Below are 23,145 nucleotides of genomic sequence, written 5' to 3' on the forward strand. Positions count from 1 at the left end.
TTCTCAATTCTCAATTCTCAATTTTTCCGAGGTGTCTTTGTTATGACTGATGCTCATAAATTGCCTGCGGCGATCCAATGGCATGAAGGCATGTTGCTCGCTCCGCAGCATTTTCAACAGTTATCTCTCCGCCAGGAAGAACTCCTGCACTATCACCTTGCAACCACTGTCCCTTTTCACTGGGGAATCAAAAAATTAAAAGTGGATGAGACGCTTCTTATTGACGGCACCCTTCGGATTCTGGAACTGGAGGCTGTCATGCCGGACGGTCTTGTGGTGAGCCATCATTCTGAGGATGAAGAAAATCTGGAAACAGATTTAACGCCTTATGCTGAAAAAATGAAACAGAAGCCGCTGACCGTGCATCTGAGTGTGCCTGTAAAAAAAATCGGTATAGCGCATACAAAGGGCACTTTGCCCCGGTTTCACTCTGCGGAAGGTGATGCGGTTCCGGATGAAAATACCGGAGACCAGGGCCCCCCCATTCCTCGTCTGAAGCCTATCCTGAGCCTTTTGATAACTGAGAAAGATTCTGAAATCCCTTCGCAAAAATACACCACATTCCCCCTGTTGAAAATAATCTACAAAAACGAAATTTTCATCTCTCTGACGGATTTTATCACACCGGCCCTGACAGTGCCCTTGAATTCGCCGGTGGGAGAGATTTGCAGTTCAGTGGCCCGGAGGCTGAGAGAGAAATCTGTTTTCTTATCTGAAAAAATAAATGCTTCCGCCTCAATGGTTCAGGGGGCCAGCATTCTTGAAACAAAACTGCTGATTCGGAGCCTTGTTTCCGCCCTGCCTCATTTTGAAGCGGTTTTAAACACAGGAAAATCACATCCTTATCCCCTCTACCTGTCATTGTGTATGCTGGTGGGAAGCCTGGCTTCCCTGGGAACCAGTCTGATACCGCCTGTTTTGCCCAAATATGATCACAATGACCTCCGGGCCACTTATGAACCTGCAAAAGAATTTATTTTCCGAATGATTGATGAGGGGATACTTGAATCTCATACCGCGATTTCATTTGATGTTGAAAAAGGGGTTTTCAGCCTTAAACTCAAACATGAGTGGATTCATGAAGATGAACTTGTCATCGGTGTGAGGGGAGGCCCCGGAATCGCGGAAAATGATCTGGTGAACTGGATAGAGGAAAGCCTGATCGGATCTGTTGTAAAAATTGAAGAGATGAAAAGCACCCGGGTGCTGGGGGCTGAAAGAAATAAAATTGAACGTGACGGAGAACTTGTTCCGGTCAAAGGTGTTATTCTTTTTTCCGTTAAAAAAACAAATGCGGACAAGGAACGGACTTTTATTGAGCCTGATGAAATATTGCAAATATTCAACCCTTCTGATTTTAGGGAAGAGCGTGCGCCTTCTGAAATCATATTGTATGTGAGAAACAAATCGTGACAGATCGCTCGGAATTGGAAAATTCATTTTTCCTCAGACAGTTTTACGAATTTTACAGCGAAGTCATTGTTCAGAAAAAGATAGCCGAGTCATATGCCAAACGCTCATTGATGGCAGGAGGCGGAGCTATGTCATCTGAAACGGAGACCATCCATCCGATCCATATGACGCTTCTGAACCTTTTGGACCGGCAGGTGCTTGAGGCCCGCAGGCACGGCGGAGAATACGGCGTAACTTTTTACAAGGAAGCTCAGTATGTTATGGCGGCTCTGGCGGATGATATTTTCCTTCATATTGACTGGGACGGAAGGGAAAATTGGAAATCCGACTTGCTGGAATTCAAACTTTTCGGCACTTACACCGCGGGTGAAATTTTTTTCCGAAATCTTGAGAAACTCCTGAAAGATCGTGATCCCGGATATATGGAAATAGCAGCAGTTTATTTTCTGGCGATTTCCCTGGGATTCAGGGGGAAATTCAGGGACAAGGATGACGGGGGGCAGATTGCAAATTACCGCAGGCAGCTCTTTGCCTTTATTTTTCAAAAAGACCCTGATCTTCTTGCTGAATCCCGGAAGCTTTTCCCGGACACTTATGCCCATATACTGAGTCAGGCAGAAGGGAAAAAACTTCCCTATCTGAAATGGTGGATCGGGCTGATTGTTCTGTTAATTATCTTATTTTTAATTATCTCTTATGGAATATGGACTGATCTGACCGAGGACCTGATTGACATTGCAGAAGATATTCTGAGATAAAGGAGCGCAAAAATTTTATTTTCGCATAAGTACAGGGAAAGTGGATAAGAAAAGGAAAAAAACATATTCCCGTTCTTATCTGCTGTCCCTGTTATTTGTTACTCGATAATCAAATTTTTTTCTGTCATTCCTGCTTTCGCAGGAATGACAAACTTTTTGTTCGAACCAGGTCAAAAAATTTTGATTATCAAGTGTTATAAGTACCCGATCAAAAGTTTTTTATACATCTTTTTTTCTGCGAACCGCGGAGAAACCCGGCTTTTTCATTCAGGGGCGGCGAATCATTCCGGGAAAAAAGCCGGGTTTCTTCCCCCGGACAAATATCGAAAATTTATGGTTAGGTACTTATACAACAGGCCGTCTGCCCCGTCATTGGCACAGCCCCCTGTCGTTCGGATCCTGCCTGTCAACAAAATCCGTCAGCATCAACTCCTCAGATAAAGACTTGGATGAGTAAAATATGGGAACAATAAAACGTATATTGCTTTATCTCCTGGGAGGAATTATCGCAAGTCTCCTTTTTGTCTATAGAAGATCATTATGGGCAGCCATACATTCCCCCACACCGACCCACCTCCTCATAGGGATTATCCTCCTTATCCTGCTTATCCTGATATTCATTTTTTTTATTTTCCGATCCGCCAAAAAAGAAGCCTCGCCTCAGCCCCCTGACAAAATTCCTTTTGCGAAAACAGATGATCTGCAAAAACCGGAGAAAGGCCCTCCTGAAAAATATGGATTCTCAAAACGGAAACTCAGATTATCCTTTGCCAGAAACATAAAATACCTCAGAGACAAGGTCTCGGGTAAAAATTACCGCTATGATATTCCCTGGTTCCTGATGATTGGCGAGGCCGGAGCAGGCAAAACAACTGCGCTCCGGTGGATCGAGCCTCAGTCAGCAACGTCGGCCATACCTGCTGAGGGACCTTACAAGACAAAGAATCTCTGTGAATGGCATTTTTCTGACAACGGCCTTGTCCTTGATGTGGCCGGAACCCTTGTTTTTCGAGAATCTCTGGAAAGCCCTGATACTGGCGCATGGCCCTATCTGCTGAGACTGCTTCAGAAATATCGCCCCCGCCGCCCCACAGATGGTATTGTTCTTGCCATTTCCTGTGAAAATCTCATCCGTACCGACCCGGGCAAATTCGAAGAAAAAGCTGAACTTCTCTACGAAAAACTCCGACAGGCCCAGAAAATTCTCGGTATTCATCTCCCGGTATATGTCCTTATTACAAAGTGCGATCTTGTGAATGGCTTTCAAAACTTCTGTCACCAGCTTCCGAAACAGATGACTCATAATATCTTTGGCTGGTCCAGTCCCTATAAAACAGATGCGGCTTATTCTCCTGACTGGGCGGACGAGGCATTTCAAAGTATTCACAGCACCCTTTTCCGAACACAATTTGAAATTTTCAGCAACATGACAGATGTGCGGGAGAGCGATGCACTTTTTTCTTTTCCTATTCATTTCCAGTTACTTACGAAACCTATTCGCATTTATTTGAATTCTCTTTTTAAAAAGAGCGTGTATCATGACGAATCATTTATTTTCCGAGGTCTTTATTTTTGCGGACATGGCGGAACAGAAGCGAGCGGAACCGCTTTATCTCCCCTGTTTGTAAAGGATCTGTTTGAAAAGAAGATTTTTTCGGAATTCAGGCTCGCTTGGCCCCTTGAAAGAGAGCTGATTTCAAGAAATCGGAAAGTCCGTGCTGCCCTGGCAGTTGCTGTGGTGATTGCTGTTGTGGGAGGACTGGGGCTGTGGGATGCATATCGCCATCTTCTGAGAGATAAAAATAATATCCTCCCTGGCTTTACCCAGATAAGAGAGGATTTTGAGGCTTCCAAAGCGTTTGAAGAACTGAATTTTGAAAAAAGCGCGCAGAACCTGTTTGACAGTATGAAAAATCTCAGAACATTAAGGTATGTTTTCATTCCTCCGTCATGGTTCAGTGACGTTCATAAAGAGATCAGACAGTCCATGCTCAAGGCATACAACGAGATCATTTTAAAAGTGATTTTTAAAAAATTGAAAGAAAAGGCTGAAACAATTTTTTTCAAAACCAATCATATGTCTCCTCAGATCAGGACCGATGAGGACATGGTTTTCATAGAAAAAACAACGCCGTTTATTGAACTTTGCAAGCCTGAGTTCACTGATCTTTACAGGTTTGTCAGAGATGTTACCAAGCTCCAGGAACATGCGGATCTGTACAATGATTTTTGTAAGACCAAAGATTTAAACAAGCTCAATCTTGTGGTGAATTATCTGTTCGGAAACAGCCTGCCCAGGGGGTTTGACAAAAATATCCGGACCTACAGCGATGTTTCTGATGAAACCGAATATCCGGTGTTTCAATATGGCATTTTCAAAATAAAAGCCGGATCAGAGAAACTGGAGAGCCTGACCGAAAAATTGTATGAGCGTCTGTTTCAGGCTGGCAGAATCACCGAGGCGTTATTATTGCAGGAGTTGGCAGACAAACTGAATATTTTTGCACAGAAAACCCGGAGTTCCGACCGTGATGGCCTGCTGATCCGGGATGTTCTGGAAACCATTTCCCGAACAGAGGAAAACCTCGCCAGTGAAAGGTTTGCCTGGATATCCAGTGATACATTTAATCTCGGAGAATCCTATGATAACATCCTTTCCAGGATTGAAAAATCCCACTTTTTCGGTCCTGACTTGCGGTTGGAAGTCCAGAGAGCCGGAGAATCCGCTTTTCGGAGATTTAAAAACACGCTGAAAATAAAAGAGAGTGTGCTGACAGGGCCGCTGCTGAAAGTAAAGGACGGAGAGCTTGTGATGGCACTCTCTCCAAGCACGCTTGCATTGAAGGCTGATCTTGAGACGCTCTTAAAACAGCCCTTTATGGTCATGGAGCCGGTCCGGGGGCAGCGTATCGGACAGCTTCCCCCGGGAACCCGGTTCAGCAGTTGGAACACGGATATTCTTGACGAAGCTGTGAGGATTTTTGAGCCATATGAAAACTATATGAAAAAAAGAGGGGGGAGAATCGCTTCAACAGGCTTGCAAAAAACCATCATCAGTGATACGGCAAAAAGCAATCTGGAACGCAAGGTGCGGGATATGATCGCACAGGCCCGGCGTCTTGAGCCGGTGTCTGACGGACTGGGGAACCGCCCAAGAGAGACTTTTGATGATCAGCTTGATGAAACAAATATTTTCCTGGAAATAAGAAATTTTAAAGAAGCAGAGAAATTTTTTAACCGCCTGTTGTTTTATTTTCGCAAACTGGGGCTTGCGGACGCTGAGAAAGAATTGTTAAATATTCTTTCCGGGCAGTCCTTTGCTTTGCTTGAGCGAGTTGATGATTTTCTGAGCCATGAGAATATTTACCGCATCAGGGGGGAGGATTTCTCTTGGTGGAATGGTCAGGAAACCCCTTCCCTGGCCGCTTATGACGTGGTTGATGAAAAAGAGCTGGAATACCACCTCAGGCTTCAGCGGGAACGAATTCGGCATCTGGCTTATGAATATGCCGAACCGCTCATCACGTTTCACGCCCGCCGAAATCAGGCGCATGTCCGTGCGAATCCGGGGAGAGGAAAACTTTTTTCCAATGGAAAAAGCGAGCAGGAACAGGTGCTTTTTAAGTGGAAGCGGATTTTGTCAGCACTTGAGGATTATGAAAATAAGAAACCCGCCAATTCGGTCACTGTTTTGGAAAAATTCATTCTCTTTGATATGAACGATATCAATGAAACGAATTATTTCAAAAAAATATCTCAGAAAGATTTAAATGAACGCTCGTCAGATATATTTTTGCAAAGAAGAAATGACCTGAGGAGGAAACTTTACGAGCGGTGTCAGGAATTCGCAGCATCTCGGATTATCACAGAATACGCCGAGATCAGGGATTTTTTTGACAGGGAACTGAAAGGCAGATTTCCTTTTTCCGAGATAAAGGGACAGGCGGTTTTTTCCGAGGCAAATCCTGAAAGTATCCGTGATTTCTACAGTCTGTTTGATGAAGACGCGGCCACACTCAAAGATGTTCTCAGGCTCAATAAACAGTTCGGAATTTCAGGTGATCAGACTTTTGCGTTTCTGGATCAGATGGAAAAAGTCAGAGAGTTTTTTGTGTCATATCTGGAGGCCGGAAAAGCAGAAGGGGAAGAGGTAAAACAGGAAATTCCTGTATTGGATTTTAATGTCAGATTTCGTGTGAATCAGGCAAATGAATTCATGGCAAACACCATTATTGACTGGAACCTGACAGTAGGCAGTCAGGTGTTCCGATACGGCGATGAGAAACTCGCAGGACGCTGGCAATTTGGCGATCCGGTGTCCCTTTCGTTCCGCTGGGCGAAAAATGCTATGGATTATCCCTATTTTGCAAGACAGCCCGCGGAAGGGAAAATAACAGAGAACAGAACCGTGAAATATGAATTTAATACACAATGGTCTCTGATACATTTCCTGAGAACCTGCGCCTTTTCCCTGAAAGATACAGAGCCTCACACCCTTGAATTTGTGATTGACACGGTGCGGGCAGGAAGCGAGAGTGAGAAGAACGGAAAATCTCAGGCCAAAGTCTTCATTCGTCTGGTCGTTTCAACTTCGGATAAGGCAAAGAAGGTTCTGAAAATGCCGTATTTTCCCAGACAAGCCCCTGAATTAAAATGGAGTTCTGGCAATTATACAGAGTTAAAACTGCCCATACCCGAATCCCTTCCGGATGCAACAGAGAACGCTTCCCCTAAAGAGAAATAAAAAAAAGAATTTTCTGATTATAACGGATTTGGGGGAGGCCGGTCAAGCCCCGTGGGGGCGGCATATTTGTAGCAGCAGGTTTGCAAGCCCCCGCCAAGCCCCGTGGGGGCGGCATATTTGTAGCAACCAGGCGAATATGCCGCCCCTACGGGGCTTGAACGGCCCGGCATGATGAATGCCACAAATATGCCGCCCCCACGGGGCTTGAACGGCCCGGCATGATGAATGCTACAAATATGCCGCCCCTACGGGGCTTGACCGGCCCGGGATGATGAATTACCAGAAATATGCCGCCCCTTTGGGGCTTGGCCAGCCTCCCCCAAATCCGTTATAATCAGAGAATTTTTTGTGCGGGGAAGAAACCCGGCTTTTTCTCCGGAAAAAAGCCGGGTTTCTTTGCCTCCCTCTTTTTTGTCCTGTACACAGATAAAGCATATCCGGATTTTTATCGTTATGGAAAATTGGGGCGATTTACGATTGCATCTTAATGGACAAAAATTGTAAATCTGAAATTGTCAAGGAGAGTTAAAATGAAAAAAGTGGCCTCGCTTCGATACGGCGTCATATTCAAAAAAGCCTTCTGTGACCCGGAGATATTTACGGCGTTTGTGCGGGATATCGCGGGGATCAATATTGAAATTGACCGGGTTGAGACGGAAAAGGAGTTTGATCCGCCCGTGGGTTACATAAAATCCCGTTTCGACCTGTTTGCCCAGGATTTAAAAAACCATGTGGTGGTTGACATTCAGCACGAACGCTACCCGGATCATTATGACCGGTTCATGCATTATCATATGGCGGCCATTCTGGAACAGGTTGCCAATGCTAGGAACTACCGGCCCGGGATGACCGTGTTTACGATAGTGGTGCTGACTTCGGGAGACAAACATAAGACAGACATGGCTGTCACCGATTTTGATCCCAGGGATCGGAAGGGAAATCCGCTGGGTGAGATAAGACATAAGGTGATATACCTGTGTCCGAAATATGTGGATGACGAAACCCCGGAGCCATTCCGGTCCTGGCTGCTCGCCATTCAGGACACATTGGACGAGGAGGTTGACGAGACAGTTTATCAGCAGGCTGAGATACTTAAAATTTTTGATCATATTGAAAAGGATTCCGTGTCACCGGCCGAGCGGGCCGTGATGTTCGACGAGTATGCAAAGGAACAGTTGCAGGAAGAAAAATTTGCAGAGAGTGAGAAGATAGGCATTGAAAAAGGAGCAAAGCTGAAAGCAATGGAAACTGCCAAAAATCTTCTGAAAATGGGACTGAGCTTGGAGCAGATTGCCCGGGCCACCGGTCTGGCCATTGAGGATATCCAGGCGGAGACAACGGATATATAAATAATACTCGATGTTCAAGTTTTCTGACCCGGTTTGGACAAAAAGCCTGTCATTCCTGCGAAAGCAGGAATCCGTTTCGGAGCGGTGCCACGCTTCCGGGAGCAGCGGATTCCTGCTTTCGCAGGAATGACAGAAAAAAACTTGAACATCGAGTAATAACTTTAACACCTAACACCTAACACCTAACACCTAACACCCTAACACCTAACACCTAACACCTAACACTTAACACCCTAACACCTAACACTTAACACCCTAACACCTAACACCTAACACCCCAATACACCAACAAACCATGAACACTTATTCAAAAGAATCTGTATTGTCCGAGTCCGGTGACAAGGATGCCTTGTATCTGGAGATAGAACGGCTGCTTCATCCTATTTCGGAGGCTGAACCGTCCGGAGAAAACCTCCGCTATGAGGGCACTTATGATAAGATTAAGGATGCCCGCCGAGAAGATGATCCCATCCTTTCCCGGGAAATTCATGAACCTAAGGAATTGAAAAAAGCAGATTGGAACTCAGTCAAGGATATCTGTTTTAACGCTTTGGAAACCCGGTCAAAAGACCTGCAACTTGCTGCCTGGCTCCTGGAAGCTTTTTTGCATTTGTACGGATTTGCAGGAGTGAGAGAAGGGCTGCGGCTGATGGTGGGGCTTTGTGAGAAATTTTGGGACACCATTCATCCTGAAATCGTGGGGGATGATCTGGAGTGGCGGCTTTCTCCTTTCATCTGGATGAACAAAACCCTTTCTCTTAAGCTGAAATTTAAGCCCATGACCATGCCGCATTCAGAGGATTCTCCGTCATATACGTTTGCCGATTGGGAAAGCACGGGGATTTGGGAAAAACTGAACGGAGGAAAAGGTGAGACCGCACCGAAAAGAGCCATGCCAAGAGTTTCCCGTGAACAATTTTTGGGAAGCGTCTCTCTGACTTCAGGAAGTTTTTACGCCAGACAATTCAAGGAATTAAATGATTGTTTATCCCTTCTCACCACTTTGGAGCGTTTTTTGGAGGAGCGATGCGGCAAGGAGGCTCCTTCCCTGAATGAATTCAAAGATACGCTTGAGGGAATTCAGCGTCTGGCAGATAAATTTCTGGGGGAAAAGCCTTCGGATATTACTGAATCGGATATTTCCCTTGATTCAGAAGATATGGAAATTCACACGGAACAAGATGCAGATGGAAAACAGGCAGCCGTTCCTTCAGCCATCCGCAACCGTGCTGATGCGTACAGAATGCTTTCCATGGCAGCGGATTATCTCCTCATCCATGAACCTCACAGCCCCACGCCTTATCTTGTAAAACGGGCTGTCTCATGGGGAAACATGACGCTGACAGAACTCCTCCGGGAACTCGTGAATGACGAACATGACCTGCAACAGATATTTAAACTGCTTGGGTTGAAGGTGGCGGAGAAATGAGTTCCGTAGGTTGGGTTGAGGAACGAAACCCAACACCGACGAGTACGAAAGTGCCGGGTTTCGTTCCTCAACCCAACCTGCATGGCTGCTTGGATCGTATGCGGGAAAATTTGTACATGCGGCTCCCGGAGGACGGGAGTGTGGTGAATACCTGGAAATGAAAAAAGAGGATATCGTTAAAGCAATAAAGGCTGAACACGTAAAAATTTCCAAGCGTGCCAGATGGCAGTGAGCTTTTCATCAGCCCCTGAAAATGGAGAAAAAATTATGATAAGACTTGAAATAAAATCCAATTTTGAAGATGCTGAGTCACTTATCAGATCAGCAGTCTGTTCTGAGATAAAAAGGTTGGAAATAGGATTGGACAGAACCGACAGAGAAATCAGAAAGTTTGAAGACAAGTATCAGATATCTTCTGATATATTTGTCAAAGAATATACGGCGGAGGATCTGGACGGCGGAGATGACGAGTATGTCAGTTGGATGGGAGAGATAAAAATAAGGCGGAAGATTGCCGAAGAACTTAACACACTGAAAGAAGCGGAATATGTTACTCAGCGAATATCTGTATGAGATTACGGAGACAGTCGGCGAACTGACAGAAACAGGTCTGATCCTGTCCTCCGGGCTCACTACCGATTTCAGAACAAAAAAAATCGGTCTGATAAAAGGTGTGCTGTTATTTTCTGACAATTCGAAACTTTTTTTCAGAGAATACGTTGATCTGCGTTATAAAATCAGAAAAGGACTTATTCTTTCCATTATCAGGATCGGGACGGCGGTCTGATTTTTCGCTACGACAATGCCGACCATAAGCCTTCCCTTGGTTTCACAGATCATAAACATATCGGAGAGCAGGTTGTCCGGGCCGAAATTCCCAATCTGAGAGAAGTTTTGGAAGAAATTATAAATGATCACCTGACTGCATAAAGATATCGTATTGAATAAAAATATTTGAAGAATCGGAGGTGACTGTCCGAAATTATGAGGTCAGAACATGGTGGTCCCGGCGAAAGAAACAACCATGAAAGCGATCTCTGCCAAAGCAGGCGGTAGCGGGTTGGGCTGAGGAACGAAACCCAACACCGACGAGTACGAAAGTGCCGGGTTTCGTTCCCAAATCCAACCAGAACATAATAACAGGAGGTTATCTTGAATTTAGAACTGAAGATCACCCGGGAGACGGAAAACCGCTTAATGACAATTCTGAAAAACATAAATGACCAGGAGATATTTGCACAAAACATTATTGCTTATCAAATATCGGAACTGAAAAAAAGCATTCTCAGCATCCGGCTGGATATCAGAGCGTATGAAGACAAATACAAAATGTCATCCGAAAAATTTTACAGCCGGTTCGGACAGGGGAATCTTGGCGATGAGGAAGATTTTGTCATATGGGCAGGGTTATATGAAATGTTGCATGAAAATATGCGGAAACTGAAAGAACTGGAATGATAGAAACATATTTTGCACAACTTGAGAAAACACTTCAGGAGTTCCGCAACATTCGGTCATACACGCTCACAAAAAAAGTGTATAATTTCAAACAGGGATTTGTCAGCGGAAAAGTTGTTTTTGAAGACAATTCGAGGCTTGATTTCACGGAGGTCAGAGATACTGATGTGAAAGGTAAAATAAAATATCGTTATCAGTATATGAATGAGAAAAATGAACTGATTTTCCGCTACGACAATGCGCCTCATCACAGAGAAATATCCACATATCCTCATCATAAACACGTCTCTGAAGAAGTGGAAGATAGCTCCGAACCGGTTTTGCGGGAGGTATTATTTGAAATTGCTTGGAAAAGCAGAGAGGGGCAGTAATAATAACAGGCTAATCCCCCGCTTAATTGTAATGGGTTGGATTGAGAAAACTGGTGCTGGCATGGGCTGAATTACATCAGGAAGAATTAGCAGCTAATTGGCAACTTGTTATGAACGGAGAAGAACCGTTCAGAATTCAACCGCTTAGGTAAGGAGTAAGAACCATGTATCCTTCAGTAAAAGAAGTCACTCCGTGTGATGATTATATTCTTTCCATTTCTTTTGACAATGGCGAGAAAGGTAAGCTCGATATAAAACCGATACTTGATTTCGGGATATTCCGGAGGATCAGGGACGATGAAGTCTTCAGACGTGTGCGTGTTTCCTTCGATACCATCCAATGGGATTGCGGGGCTGATCTGGATCCTGAGTATGTTTATAAAAAATCTATGAAAGAGAAATTCGCATAATGCAGCAAGCCAGGCTAACGAATATCGCCCGAAAGGTTAATAAGTTATTGTGTATATTGGATTTTTAAATAAATTCATGTGTGTTTCTTTTTCGTTTTCCAAAATTGATGATCTTTATCAAGGAACACGATGTAAAATATGTTATCAACAATATGCCTTACGATTCTGGTCTTTTGGCCTGTAATTTTTTTTATCACACTCCACCTTGCTCCGTCTTTAAATTGTTTTGGGCATTTGAAATCCGTATTGTCTGGAAATTTATTATATTCTGTAATAAATCCTTGTTGTTTTGCTTCCTGAATTGTCAACTCACTTAAATATCTTAGTTTTTCTAATAGCTTTGATAATATTTTGTCTTTTTGCCATGATTCAAAAGATTGCATATTCCCTTTTGGGTGATTACTGATAACATCTTTAAAACTAAAAGTTATTTTGTCTATATCAACGATAGCGACACGTTCATCACGACAATTTGATTTTTTTTGAAAAGAGCGATCTGTTCTAACTTTTAACCGAGGATTATTCTTTTTTTTTGCCATATATCAAATCCAAAATATTATCAATATCTCCAAAAAAAGGAATTGCGCCATATTTGCCAGCTAAATAGTTTTTATCGAATGAAGCATCTTTTCTTACATGAAAATTTCTGTACTCCACCAAAGAATACAAGTCTGTCTCACCATATTCATTTTTTTCGGTAAACCATATCTGATCTCTTCTGAACAACTCCTTTTTTAACAGGTTCGTATCATGAGAGGCAAAAATCAACTGAGCATTCTGAGGATTGTGTGTATGAAAAAATTCAATTATTTTAATTGTAAGTAAGGGATGAAATCTTGAGTCAAGTTCATCCGCAACTAAAATTAATCCGTTTTGAAGAACATCATATAAGGGACCTAAAAGACTTATTAATTTCTTAGACCCTTCAGATTCCTGTGTATCAAAATCAAATGGAATCTTATCAATAATTTTGTTAGAATTATCAAATTTGTTGTGCCAAGTTGAAATCTTATTTGCTGTTCTGGCTTCTTTTAGAATATGAAGAGCGATTAAATTTTCAGGCAAGTTGTTAGCATTTGATGAGGGCAACGCTCCCTTCTCAGTTGATATCTCTTCAATTTCTAAGAATTTTACAAATGTTCCAATCCATGATTTAAATTTTTCATCCTGATCTATTTTGTTTGTTGTATAGTCTTTATAACTTCTGTCATCCAAACCAGATATGATTTTTAATTTTTTAAACCATTCTAATATGTTATTAGATTTTTTTCCGTCAAATTGTGCAGCAACTGACAAGAACAAAACATTTTCCCGGGTTTTTTCTCTTAAACCTTTGGCTTCTTTAAATGATCTGAGATTATATGATATTTCCTGACCATTTCTTATAAAAAGTTGAATTTCTTTTGTTGTATTTACAAAAAATAACCATTCGCTGTGTATTTTCTTTTCGTCAATCTCAAAACCGTATCTGTATCTTTTTCCCTGATATATAAAAACAATTTCAAATAATGAAGGTTCATCTTCATTTTCAGCATTTAAAAGAAATTTATCTATTTGTATTTTTCTTTCATTTTCCTCTATCAGAGCATCCCTGAAAGAATTTAAAATAAATCTCTTCATAAATGACAGAGAAGAAATGAGATTACTTTTTCCACTTCCGTTAGCGCCGTAGATTTCTGAAACTTTTAAGAATTTTAATCTATTGCCAGGATCAGTAAACGTATTTGTTTCTTCATGTTCTTTAGTTGAATTTGAACCTACCATACTAAACGTATTGGTTTTTCTAAAAGAAAGATAATTTCCAACTGTAAATTCAATTAGCATTTATGTCGCCTGCCTGTAATACCATTTATTGTTAAAATGAAATATAATATTGTGATTCATTCACAATTTTTCCATAAATATGAAAAAAATAATGAAAAAATATAGAATTGTCAACATTATTATCAGAGAAAAATAAAAGTTGGTTTGACAGTGCTTCGGTTCCGCATATAAAATCTGGAATACTCTGAATAAATATGATACTTGATGATCAGGTTTTCTGACTTGGTTCGGACAAAAAGCTCGACATTCCGTTCAACGACCCATTTGAACCCGTCGAAGTGTGGCGTCACACCGAAGTCTGTGAAAGCAGAAATCTGTTTTTGGCCAGTGACACGCTTCCGGAAGCAGTGGATTCCTGCTTTCGCAGGAATGACAGGCGCTCCGGCCGGACCAGATCAGATCAAAAAACTTGATTATCGAGTAATATGTTTATAAAATCTAAGGAAAGGCGTTAAAATAAAGATGAAAAAATGGTTAAAGGAAAAACTTTCATGTCCGGAATGTTTAAATAATCAAGCTCCGTTAGACTTGGATATAAAAGAAGAATTGTCCGATGATGTAATGGAAGGCGAACTCAGATGTACTGCCTGCGGAAGATGTTATCCCATAAACAAGGGAGTTGCTGTCATTTTACCTGAAAAGTCAATGTCGCTGATGTCAGACAAATCCGGATATAATTCCCAGAGCATGTTATCTTCGTATTTATGGAGCCATTTTTCTGAATTATTTAATGACCCCGATGCAACAGATGCTTATAAGGTATGGTCTTCATATTTCAGAGAAACAGATGGCTATGCCCTTGACATAGGCTGTTCTGTGGGAAGGCTGTCCTTTGAACTGAGCAAAACACATTCTCATGTCATCGGGATTGATTCATCTGTATCTTTTGTTACAAAAGCACGGGAACTGTTAAACCAGAAACGATTAGATTTTGATTTGATTATCGAAGGGTTTATTACTGAAAAACGCTCCTGTGATTTTGATGCTTCTTGGAATTACGACAGAATTGATTTTATCGTAGCCGATGCCCTTGCGCTTCCGTTTCCAAAAAGCAGTTTTTCAACAGTCACGTCAATCAACATATTAGAAAAAGTTCCTTCTCCCATCCGGCATTTAGCTGATATGAACAGGGTGTTAAATGAGGAAAATTCCATGCTCGTATTTTCTGATCCTTTTTCCTGGGATGAAACCGTGTCAGCTTCCGAACTTTGGTTAGGCGGAACGCCACACGGCAAGTACAAAGGCCGCGGCATTGACAATATCAGCAAAATTTTTTCAGGCGAAGAAGGGATATTTGATCCGCCTTTGGAAATTGCAGACAAGGGAAATGTGTCCTGGAAAATACGAAAAACCGAAAATTTGTGGGAGCATATTAATTCGCAGTTTATTGTTGGCACCAGAAAATAAAATCAGCAGATTAAAAAAGTTCGTAGTTCCGCCTTTAGGCGGTCTGTTTCGTGGAGATGACACTCATTCCACAAAAACAGCCTAAAGGCGGAACTACGAACTTTCAGATAGTTTTTAGGAGGCATTAATTTTGAGTAAGAAGTATGGTATTTGCGGTCTCTGTTTTCATAGTCCGGGCTGTGGTGTTGTCGTACATTTTGATGAACAAGGTAAAATAGACCGGTTGGAACCGGATCCTGATGCGCCTGTTGGCAGTATTTTATGCCCTATTGCAGACAGCGCAAAGGAAGTTATTTATTCTGAAAGGAGATTAAAACATCCGTTAAAGCGAGTCGGTCCCAAAGGAACCCATGAATTTGAAAGGATTTCCTGGGATGAGGCGTTTGATATCATTGTAAGCAAGTTTAACGAATTAAAGGAAAAATACGGACCCGAAACCGTTGGCTTTTATGCAGGCACTGGCTCATATGAAAGGGCTTTCAAAGACATCTATAAATTAAAAGGATCAGAAATTTATCTGGCCTCCAGTGTATTGTTTCCTTTTGGTTCTCCCAATACATTTGGCGTGGGCGCGCCCTGTTACACATCATTAGGGGTTTTGGCACCCAAGCTCACAATGGGATGTCTGCACATAGACATGTTTTCAGATGTTGATAATTCTGATCTGATACTGGTATGGGGCACAGATCCTTCTACTTCCACGCCGCCGGAGATGTTTGAACGGTTAAAAAAAGCTTCTGAGGAAGGGGCTGAAATCATTGTCATAGATCCCAGAAAAACAAAAGCGGCCGAGTTGGAAGGTAGCGAATGGATCACCATCAGACCCGGATCAGACGGGGCATTGGCGCTGGGTTTGTGTCATATTCTCATAAGAGACAATCTCTATGATGAGGAATTTGTTGAAGACTGGACTTTGGGCTTTGATGAATTCTCAGACTATGTAAAAGATTTTACGCCGGAATATGTGTCGGAACTGACAGGAATAGATGAAAACACCATTGAACGTCTGGCAGAAAGCATCGCTGATGCCGAAGGCGCGTCATATATCATGTACACAGGTTTGGAATATACCAAAAGCGGCGTCCAAAACATACGGGCTGTGATGGTATTATGGGCTTTGGCCGGGCAGTTGGATGTGGAAGGGGGGCGTTGTTTTCTGAGAAGGGAAAATACCATTCCCTTAGCCACGAGCAGGCAAATTAAAACCCCGGGGTTTGACAAATCAATTGGTAAGGATAAGTTTCCTGTTTATGCGCTGTATTGCGGCGGAGAACCCCATGCCTCTCTTTTACCAAAATCTGTTATAGATGGCTTACCTTACAAAATCAGGTCGTTGTTCGTGTTAGGGGCATCATTGATAACCTCCTGGCCCAATCCGAATCTTTGGCGAAAAGCACTACGGGAATTGGAATTTTTGGTAACAACAGATTTACAGCTTACCCAGGACGCGGCGTATGCAGATATCGTATTACCGGCAACAACCGCATTTGAGCAGGAGTCCTATTGTTATTATGGCTGCTCATTAAGACTGAGGGAAAAGATGATCGAACCGGTCGGCGAGGGCAGGCCCAGTTATCATATTCTGGCGGAACTCGCCAAACGTCTCGGATACGGGCACCTGTATCCGCAAAATCAGGAAGAGCTGCTTGAATATATACTGAGTGGCTCAGGCTTTACTGTTGAAGAACTGATGAAGGCTGATAAAAATGTGCTTAAAAACTGTGATACAGAGATGGAATATCGGAAATGGGAAAAAGGCCTGTTGCGAAGTGATGGCAAACCAGGTTTTGAAACACCGTCAGGCAAATTTGAGATTAAATCCACTGTGCTGGAGAAATACGGATATGACGGCCTTCCAAAATATAAGGAATCTGATGAGACATCTGTGAGCAATCCCAAATTGTTTAAAAGATATCCATTGGTTTTGGGAACAGGTCCGTTTAAACCGGATATGAAGTCCTGTTTGCGGGCCATCCCCAGTTTTATTGAAAAATATCCGTATCCTGCGGTTGAAATAAATGAATCAGATGCCAAAGATCGTGGTATAGAAATGGGGGATACGGTCGCCATCAAAACAGCCCGCGGCTCGGTCACGATGAGGGCTTATGTTACAGATAAGATTATGCAAGGCTTTGTCTATGCACCGGTAGGCGGCGGCGGTCCCATAGGCACAGATGAATGGAAACAGGCAAATGTCAATATCCTGACAGATTTTGAACAGTTTGATGAAATATCAGGTTTTCCAGTTTATAAAACATTGTTGTGTCAGGTAAAAAAAAAGAAACGAAAACGCAGGGGAGTTGCTGCTCAGGATCCGAGCTTAGGCTGCGTGGGGTGATAAATTATAAACTGAATTTTTGTGTAACTCCTACTAATAATGACACCCTTCCGTCCTGAAGAAAAAAGAAAAACATTGGTGATGTCCCAAATCCGGAGATAACGTCATGCCCGCCGGAGCCACCTGTCTCGCCCACCCTGCATTTCGGGTATTCTATTTTTTGGGGAATCCCTAAGTACCTAACCATAAGTTTTCGATATTTGCCAGGGAAAGAAACCCGGCTTTTTCCCGGAATGATCCGCCTCCGGTGAGGGAAAAAGCCGGATTTCTCCGCTGTTCACGGAAAAAAAGATGTATAAAAAAACTCTTGATCGGGTACTTACTTAAATGGTCATAATCTGGGGTGTCTAAAAATGCCATTTTTTACCATTATTTTTTACCCGGTTTTTTGTTCCCCGGGGGTTCGCTCCGACAAGTTCGGCGAACGACCCGCGGCCGTGCCCCGGGTCTGTCGGAGGACAAATTCGAAAAGCGGTCAAAGAAAATTAGCTGATTTAGACACCCCGGTTCAGACAGCTTTTATAAATAACAGCAGGCTGTAAGATTCTGACATAACGAGAGTATATATATTTTAACTACTGAATTTTTTTAACATAATCCAAGTTATATTTTCTGAAATCAGAGCGTTTGTGATATGAAAAAACAACAGGATGTGCCGCTTTATGACTCTTATTGGGTAATACCGGGCAAAGTGTTGGCAGGAGAATATCCGCCACAAAGCATGAAAAAATGCAGAGCCATGTTACGTTGCCTGCTTGAAAACAGCATCACTTTTTTCATGAATTTTACGGAAAAGGGAGAAAAAAGGCTGAAATCTTATGAAACGCTGCTGCATGAGGAGGCCGACGCTCTTAGGGTTTCAGTCGAACATCACAGGATTCCGATTCAGGATTTTAAGACAGCGGAACCGGAAAAAATACGACAGATTATAAACCTTATTGATTCTGCCCTGGCAAAGGGACATAAGGTTTATATTCATTGCTTCGCAGGTGTCGGACGGACAGGGATGATCGCGGGCTGTTATCTGGTGCAACACGGACTGAGCAGTGGCGAAGCCCTGAGCAGACTTGATCATCTGAAACAGGGAACAGGATATGAAAGAGAAACGATTCCCCATACTTTGAAACAAAGGCGGGTGGTGCAAAACTGGTCAGCAACGATATGAAATCAATTGGTTAATTATCAATTCAGCTTCTCACTGTTTGCAAGGAGGGGCGTAATTGCAAATTGGAGGAGTGGTTTCAGTCCCGGAGGGACAGGAGAATAGCCCTGCAATTTATTGGCAGCACGGAATAAATACCTAACCATAAATTTTTAATATCTGCCCGGGGAAGAAACCCGGCTTTTTTCCGGAATGATGCGTCTCCGATAAAGGAAAAAGCCGGGTTTCTCCGACGCTCGCAGAAAAAAAGTAATATAAAAAACTTTTGCTCAGGTACTTATAAGCTTCCCCAAACAGCTGCTCAGTTTCGTTTTGACAGAAATCTCCTGCCGGAGCTTTATCATTTCCTTGATAAGCTGGGAAAAGATGAATTTTAATGAGGACTTGAAATAAATACGACAGAAACAAGACTCAGTAAGGAAACAGAATGAATAATAGCGAAACTGAACCTCTCGTTAATAAAGATAAAATTAAAGTCATTGCTTCAAAAGATAACTGGATTGAAGGAGAGGCTTTAAAACAACTGGAAAAAACTGCCCAGCTCCCTGGAATCCTTAAAGCAATTGGCCTTCCGGACATTCACCCCGGCCGAGGAACGCCTGTGGGAGCGGCATTTGTCAGCAAAAAAATTATTTATCCTCATCTTATAGGAAATGATGTGGGATGCGGAATCGGACTCTGGAAAACAAATCTCAAAAAGCGAAAATTCAAGCGTGACAAATGGATAAAAAAACTCTCAGAGCTGGAGAAACCCTGGGCCGGTGACAGGACAGAATGGTTATCAGCCCATGGACTTGAATCTTCTGATTCAGACCATGCCCTCGGAACCATTGGCAGCGGCAATCATTTTGCAGAATTACAGGCCATTGAGAAAATATATGACCAGAATATTTGCGATGAGCTGCAACTCGATAAAAAGCTCTTAATGATGGTTATTCACAGCGGATCACGGGATATCGGAGATGCTTTGTTCAGAAGCTTCGCAGAAGAGCACAGGGCACAGGGCTTGCAGTCTGATACAAATGAAGCAAAAGACTATCTTGAGAGACATGATTATGCTTTGAAATGGGCTGCTGCAAGCCGGGCATTAATTGCCCACAGAATGTCCGAAAAACTGGGTGGCGAATGTGAAAGCGTGCTGGATATTTTTCATAATGCTATTTCCAAAATTGAATCACACGAAGAATTATGGCTGCATCGCAAGGGGGCTGCCCCTTCTGACTGCGGCTGTGTCGTCATTCCCGGGACCCGGGGATCACTCAGTTATCTTGTCTCTCCCATAGGAGATCAGCGCCAAAATGCCTGGTCATTGCCCCACGGAGCAGGACGGAAATGGAACCGAAGCACTACAAAAGCGCGATTGAAATCCCGTTATAATGCGGATTCATTCCTGAAAACGGATTTAGGCGGATATGTGATATGCGAGGATAAAAAATTATTGTTTGAAGAAGCGCCCCAGGCATATAAAAATATTGATACTGTCATAAATGATATGCTTGAGGCAGGGATCATTACCATTGTGGCGACCTTAAGGCCTTTAATTACTTACAAGGTCAGAAAATCATCATGAAAAAGTAATAAGACAAACTGTCATATCCCGAGGTTCCCGATTCATATAAACGGCCATGATCTGCCGGTCACAACGAAGGATGAAAGTTTTACAGTTTTTCCTGACACTTAACACCTGACACCTGACACTTTCATATAAACGGCTATGATCTGCCAGTCATAACAACCTATGAAAATGAGACTGAAATTTCTCAATTCTCAATTTTATATAACTATTGACCGGAACAGCATAAAAAAGTATTATCTGAATTATATCATATAGATCAGGTTTGTTTCAGGCAGTACGCAGCCTGAAGAGTGATTAAGGATAGTCACGATTATCATTTCATCGGAATGGCAAACTGGGAAAGGCGAAAAAATTGTGAGACACAGGATTGATCCGACTGTTGACTGCGTTTTCAAAGCGGTCCTCGGGAGTGAGAAACATAAAAATCTGCTGATTCATTTTCTTAACGCGGTGCTGGAAAAAGAAAATGACTCGAGGATCACGGAAGTGGTCATTATGAACCCTTACAATGAGCGGGAATTTGAAACTGATAAGCTGAGTATTGTGGATATCAGGGCAAAAGACGAAACTGACAGCACCTATCAGATTGAGGTGCAGATTTCAGTTCATACCAATCTCCCGTCCAGAATGCTTTATACATGGAGCACGGTTTATCACTCACTTATTGGCAAAGGTGACAGCTTTTCTCTTCTGACACCGGTGATCTCGATATGGATACTGACTGGCAATCTGTTTCCGGAGATTGATGACTGCCATATCCCTTTTCTGGCCTGGAATTCCGAACATGAGATTATGCTGAGTGACCACTTCGGCATACATGTGCTGCAACTGCCCAAATGGCAGGAGAGCCTCGCCGGCCATACTGAAAAGGACCGGTGGCTGTATTTTTTCAAAGAAGGCAAAAACACGGATCCCGGGGTATTGCCGGATATACTGGACACCGAGGAAATGAGGGAAGCGATGAGTGTTATAAAAGATTTTTCAGAAAACCAGAAAAACTATCACCTTTATCAGAGCCGTCTGGCCGCTCTTTCCGAAATAGCGACTTGGAAGGAGGAGGTTGAAAAGGCTGTGCAGGCTATGAATGAAGCTCGCAGAGAAAAGGAAAATGCCATAAAAAATGCTCTGAAAGAAAAGGAAAAGGCTCAAAAGGCCATAGCAAAAGTTCAGAAAGAAAAAGAAAAAGCCATAAAAGAGGCTCAGAAAGAAAAGGAAAAAGCCATAAAAGAGGTTCAGAAGGAAAAGGAAAAAGCTCAGAAGGAAAAGGAAAAAGCTCAGAAGGAAAAGGAAAAAGCTCGGAAGGAAAAGGAAAAGATACAACAAATGCGGCTATTATTAGAGAAAGCCGGAATTGATCCTGATCAGACTGAGGTGTAAAATTTTAATAATTTAATCATAAAATTCATGTCTTTTGTCAGGAAATCAACGCCGGCAGGCACATAAGTACCCATACAAAATTTTTTGGTATTTTCTCCGGAGTGCTAAAATAAAATTTTAGCACTCCGGATCAAAAAAATGCCGGAAAATTTATGGACAGGGACTTAAATTACAATTTCCAAAAAGCAAATGACAAACAAATCACAAAATATGCCCGGGAATCAGGATGGCGGGCCAATTCAAAATCAGCCGAAATACTGCATATTTCTTCTTTACAAAAGGCAATTTTTTAACTATAACTATCTTAAACATATTGTAAAAGCCAAACCTGTCGTGAGACGGGGACGGAAAGCCACGGGTCTTACGGAGACAGCCGGGTTGCCTTGATTCAGAAAGGTAGCCCGGCTGTTTTTTTGGCTGGCGTGAAGCAATACTGAGATTAAAACATACGGCTTAAATTCGATATGAAAAAATAAATTACAACAGATTCAATTTTTTTGTGTGTAATTTAAGATGCGGAGCTATGTTTTGAATAACTCAGAATCAAAAACACCTGACACCTTAATATAACTTCAGAAAAACATCATGATTTGCTGGTTACAAATTACATCGGGGCGGGGCCCGGAGGAATGCTGCCGGGTGGTTGCTCAGGTTGCCGAAAAAATAGTTTCCGAGGCCAAACAGAGAGCATATAAACCCCATATTCTCGAAACAATTCCCGGAATCAGACAACATACCCTCAGATCAGCTTTAATCGCAATTGAAGGAGAAAATGAGATTACGAAATTCATTTCAGAATGGGAAGGAACCATTCAATGGATTGGAAGAAGCGTATTTCGGCCAAAGCACAAGCGAAAAAACTGGTTTGTCGGAGTGACGTCACTTCAGCCGACAGAGGACGCACTTTTTCACAAAAAGGATTTCAAAATTGAAAGGATGAGAGCATCGGGTCCCGGAGGACAGCATGTGAATAAAACAGAAACAGCAGTTCGTGTCACCCATATACAAACGGGAATAAGTGCTGTGGCTCAGGAAGAACGATCTCAGCACTTTAATCGAAAGCTGGCTCTCACACGCGTTTGCAGGAGACTGGAGCAGGAAGTCGAAGTCACAGCATTAAAAACGCAGCAGGAACGCTGGCAGTGCCACAATTCACTTGAGAGAGGCAATCCTGTACGAGTATATGAAGGCAGGAATTTCAAGTTAAAAAAAGTGAGAAGAGAGAAATGAAAAATTCTGGTCTCATTTTTATGCTTTGTTGTGAATGGATTGGTCATGACCGTTTAATAAAAAAATTGTCCGGAGTGCCAAACTTACAGTTTGGCAGGTTTTCGGGTATTAGAAATATTGCCAAACTGTAAGTTCGGCACTCCGGAAAAGCTTGAAAATTGAATTTGGTCGTAGTTTGCCCTTAATGAGAAGCAATAACAAAAATTTTGATTATGGGATATTAGAATTTTTTGGTAATGTTCTAAAAGTGGAGCTAAATTTTTTAACCCTCTGAATCAATTTGGCAAATATCGGAACAA

The 23,145-nt window shown here is 42.5% G+C and carries 20 protein-coding genes and 1 riboswitch; of the genes, 17 read left to right on the plus strand and 3 right to left on the minus strand.

Features of this window, described 5'->3' with window-relative positions:
- The first annotated feature begins 42 nt into the window (after positions 1–42).
- From tssK to dnm_RS05445, 3 genes are all read left to right on the plus strand, one after another.
- Positions 43–1,413 (plus strand): type VI secretion system baseplate subunit TssK, encoded by a 1,371-nt coding sequence (gene tssK, locus dnm_RS05435; protein WP_207681682.1) that lies wholly within the window; start codon positions 43–45, stop codon positions 1,411–1,413.
- Complete coding sequence (locus dnm_RS05440; RefSeq protein ID WP_207681683.1) at positions 1,410–2,171, plus strand: DotU family type IV/VI secretion system protein; 762 nt, start codon at positions 1,410–1,412, stop codon at positions 2,169–2,171. Before tssK ends, dnm_RS05440 begins: the two co-directional genes overlap by 4 nt.
- Positions 2,172–2,631: 460 nt before the next feature.
- Positions 2,632–6,915, plus strand: coding sequence for a type VI secretion protein IcmF/TssM N-terminal domain-containing protein (locus tag dnm_RS05445; RefSeq protein ID WP_207681684.1), 4,284 nt, complete (start codon positions 2,632–2,634; stop codon positions 6,913–6,915).
- 17 nt (positions 6,916–6,932) lie between these two features.
- Here dnm_RS05445 and dnm_RS05450 read toward each other — a convergent pair whose 3' ends face one another.
- Positions 6,933–7,097, minus strand: coding sequence for a hypothetical protein (locus dnm_RS05450; RefSeq protein WP_207681302.1), 165 nt, complete (start codon positions 7,095–7,097; stop codon positions 6,933–6,935).
- Positions 7,098–7,445: 348 nt separating this feature from the next.
- Here dnm_RS05450 and dnm_RS05455 point away from each other — a divergent pair, with 348 nt between their 5' ends.
- From dnm_RS05455 to dnm_RS05485, 8 genes are all read left to right on the plus strand, one after another.
- Positions 7,446–8,264 carry a hypothetical protein gene (locus dnm_RS05455; protein ID WP_207681685.1) on the plus strand — a complete coding sequence of 273 codons (819 nt, stop codon included), beginning with the start codon at positions 7,446–7,448 and terminating at the stop codon, positions 8,262–8,264.
- A 295-nt stretch (positions 8,265–8,559) separates the two neighbouring features.
- On the plus strand, positions 8,560–9,693 hold the full coding sequence (tssA, locus tag dnm_RS05460) for a type VI secretion system protein TssA (protein ID WP_207681686.1): 1,134 nt from the start codon (positions 8,560–8,562) through the stop codon (positions 9,691–9,693).
- A gap of 267 nt (positions 9,694–9,960) precedes the next feature.
- Positions 9,961–10,266, plus strand: coding sequence for a hypothetical protein (locus dnm_RS05465; RefSeq protein ID WP_207681687.1), 306 nt, complete (start codon positions 9,961–9,963; stop codon positions 10,264–10,266).
- A complete protein-coding gene (locus tag dnm_RS05470; RefSeq protein WP_207681688.1) occupies positions 10,241–10,480 on the plus strand; it encodes a hypothetical protein in 240 nt (79 codons plus the stop codon). The genes dnm_RS05465 and dnm_RS05470 overlap by 26 nt, the downstream gene beginning before the upstream one ends.
- Positions 10,480–10,623 (plus strand): toxin-antitoxin system TumE family protein, encoded by a 144-nt coding sequence (locus tag dnm_RS31545; RefSeq protein WP_353740339.1) that lies wholly within the window; start codon positions 10,480–10,482, stop codon positions 10,621–10,623. The genes dnm_RS05470 and dnm_RS31545 overlap by 1 nt, the downstream gene beginning before the upstream one ends.
- A gap of 222 nt (positions 10,624–10,845) precedes the next feature.
- Positions 10,846–11,151, plus strand: a complete 306-nt coding sequence (locus dnm_RS05475) for a hypothetical protein (RefSeq protein ID WP_207681689.1) — start codon at positions 10,846–10,848, stop codon at positions 11,149–11,151.
- Positions 11,148–11,522, plus strand: coding sequence for a toxin-antitoxin system TumE family protein (locus dnm_RS05480; protein WP_207681690.1), 375 nt, complete (start codon positions 11,148–11,150; stop codon positions 11,520–11,522). The genes dnm_RS05475 and dnm_RS05480 overlap by 4 nt, the downstream gene beginning before the upstream one ends.
- A gap of 164 nt (positions 11,523–11,686) precedes the next feature.
- The gene (locus tag dnm_RS05485; RefSeq protein WP_207681691.1) at positions 11,687–11,932 is read left to right on the plus strand and encodes a DUF2442 domain-containing protein; all 246 of its coding nucleotides are present in this window, start codon (positions 11,687–11,689) and stop codon (positions 11,930–11,932) included.
- Between the two features lie 74 nt (positions 11,933–12,006).
- Here dnm_RS05485 and dnm_RS05490 read toward each other — a convergent pair whose 3' ends face one another.
- Positions 12,007–12,471 carry a hypothetical protein gene (locus dnm_RS05490; RefSeq protein ID WP_207681692.1) on the minus strand — a complete coding sequence of 155 codons (465 nt, stop codon included), beginning with the start codon at positions 12,469–12,471 and terminating at the stop codon, positions 12,007–12,009.
- A complete protein-coding gene (locus dnm_RS05495; RefSeq protein ID WP_207681693.1) occupies positions 12,452–13,756 on the minus strand; it encodes an AAA family ATPase in 1,305 nt (434 codons plus the stop codon). The genes dnm_RS05490 and dnm_RS05495 overlap by 20 nt, the downstream gene beginning before the upstream one ends.
- Positions 13,757–14,218: 462 nt before the next feature.
- Between dnm_RS05495 and dnm_RS05500 the strand changes: the two genes are divergently transcribed.
- The 6 genes from dnm_RS05500 to prfH all read left to right on the plus strand — a co-directional run bounded on the left by dnm_RS05500 (position 14,219) and on the right by prfH (position 22,846).
- Complete coding sequence (locus dnm_RS05500; protein WP_207681694.1) at positions 14,219–15,163, plus strand: class I SAM-dependent methyltransferase; 945 nt, start codon at positions 14,219–14,221, stop codon at positions 15,161–15,163.
- 130 nt (positions 15,164–15,293) lie between these two features.
- Positions 15,294–17,501, plus strand: coding sequence for a molybdopterin-containing oxidoreductase family protein (locus tag dnm_RS05505; RefSeq protein ID WP_246556218.1), 2,208 nt, complete (start codon positions 15,294–15,296; stop codon positions 17,499–17,501).
- Positions 17,502–18,135: 634 nt separating this feature from the next.
- The gene (locus dnm_RS05510) at positions 18,136–18,666 is read left to right on the plus strand and encodes a protein-tyrosine phosphatase family protein (RefSeq protein ID WP_207681695.1); all 531 of its coding nucleotides are present in this window, start codon (positions 18,136–18,138) and stop codon (positions 18,664–18,666) included.
- 424 nt (positions 18,667–19,090) lie between these two features.
- A complete protein-coding gene (locus dnm_RS05515; protein WP_207681696.1) occupies positions 19,091–20,233 on the plus strand; it encodes an RNA ligase RtcB family protein in 1,143 nt (380 codons plus the stop codon).
- Between the two features lie 360 nt (positions 20,234–20,593).
- Positions 20,594–21,616, plus strand: coding sequence for an Rpn family recombination-promoting nuclease/putative transposase (locus dnm_RS05520; RefSeq protein ID WP_207681697.1), 1,023 nt, complete (start codon positions 20,594–20,596; stop codon positions 21,614–21,616).
- Between the two features lie 311 nt (positions 21,617–21,927).
- Positions 21,928–22,002, plus strand: a riboswitch (cyclic di-GMP riboswitch).
- Positions 22,003–22,201: 199 nt separating this feature from the next.
- A complete protein-coding gene (gene prfH / locus dnm_RS05525; RefSeq protein WP_207681698.1) occupies positions 22,202–22,846 on the plus strand; it encodes a peptide chain release factor H in 645 nt (214 codons plus the stop codon).
- Positions 22,847–23,145: the final 299 nt, after the last annotated feature.

Source organism: Desulfonema magnum (assembly GCF_017377395.1).
In the GTDB taxonomy this organism is placed as follows: domain Bacteria; phylum Desulfobacterota; class Desulfobacteria; order Desulfobacterales; family 4be13; genus Desulfonema_C; species Desulfonema_C magnum.